We start from the raw sequence: 1,114 nt of genomic DNA, 5'->3' as shown, positions 1-1,114 counted from the left end.
TGTACCTTTGTCAATGATGTGAGACCTAAAATGTTATTTTGAAGCAATCCATTTGTTAAGCTTTACTAGGAGTTAGCTCCTAGTAAAGCTTTTCTGATATCGATAGGAGATTTCCATCCTAAAGTTTGCATAGGGAGTCGATTAGAACGATAAAGATAGGTTTTCATCTGCTTGATAAGATCGTTATAGGAGTAGAAGGTCAAGTGCTGGTAGAAACGTCGATTGTCATTTCGATGACTGCGTTCAACCTTGCCATTATGTCTTGGTGTTCGAGGACGAATCAGCTTGTGCTCAATACCAAGTTCCTGACAAAGTAAGTCTAGTGGGTGAACTTGTTTGGTCTCTTTGAAATGAGTGAACTCGAAGCCATTATCCGTTTGGAGGATTTTTGGTATGTATCCAAAGTGTTTGATAGCCATTTTGAGAAATTGAACAGTTGAGTAGGACGACTGCTCTTTGAAAGGGAATATAAAGCGTTCTCGACTGGCCTCATCAATGACGGTATACTGGTAGAACTTATCAGGTAGTTTTCCTGTGTAGCAGTAAGTCGGTACGTATTTGACATCCATCTGCCACTTGATACCAAGTTTAGTAGGAGTTTCATATGGTTTCGGTACATAAGGTTTTTTCTTTGTTTTAGGGGATTTGAAGAAGTCCAACTTTCTCAATATTCGAAAGAGTGAGCAAGGGTGTCTATCATATCCCTTGTTGGTTTTGAGTTTGTAGAAGATTTCGATGAGGGTTGCGTTTGGATTTCTTTTAATGCAGTTTTTAATCCATGTTAGCTCTTGCTCGGTATGAGCCTTTGGATGTGGTGTTAGAGGTCGATGGGATCGATTTTTCAGCGATTCTTTAGTTCCATCAAAACGCTTATTCCAGCGCATGAGAGAGGCTTTTGAAACTTTGTAACGTCGACAGATGAAGGCGACAGTGGCACCATTTTGGTAGGTTTTAACAGCGTGGTAACGTGTTTCTAGAGTATGTGGTAAATAGCGAAGATTTTGTGATATACTAGTCATGAGAAGATTCCTTTTTGGTGAGTGGTGGTACTCTTATCATATCAGGGAATCTTCTTTTTGACTTCTAGAAGTCTCACATCTATTGTAACGCTACA

At 39.6% G+C, this 1,114-nt stretch carries 1 protein-coding gene; it reads right to left on the bottom strand.

Annotated features, from left to right (window positions below):
- Positions 1-65: 65 nt before the first annotated feature.
- A complete protein-coding gene (locus FXF62_RS10690; protein WP_149518717.1) occupies positions 66-1,019 on the bottom strand; it encodes a DDE-type integrase/transposase/recombinase in 954 nt (317 codons plus the stop codon).
- Between the last annotated feature and the right edge of the window lie 95 nt (positions 1,020-1,114).

Origin of the sequence: Streptococcus cristatus, from assembly GCF_008369405.1 — a bacterium.
Lineage (GTDB): Bacteria > Bacillota > Bacilli > Lactobacillales > Streptococcaceae > Streptococcus > Streptococcus cristatus_G.
Note: the sequence above shows the minus strand (reverse complement) of the source record. Positions and strands in the feature narration are given on the sequence as shown.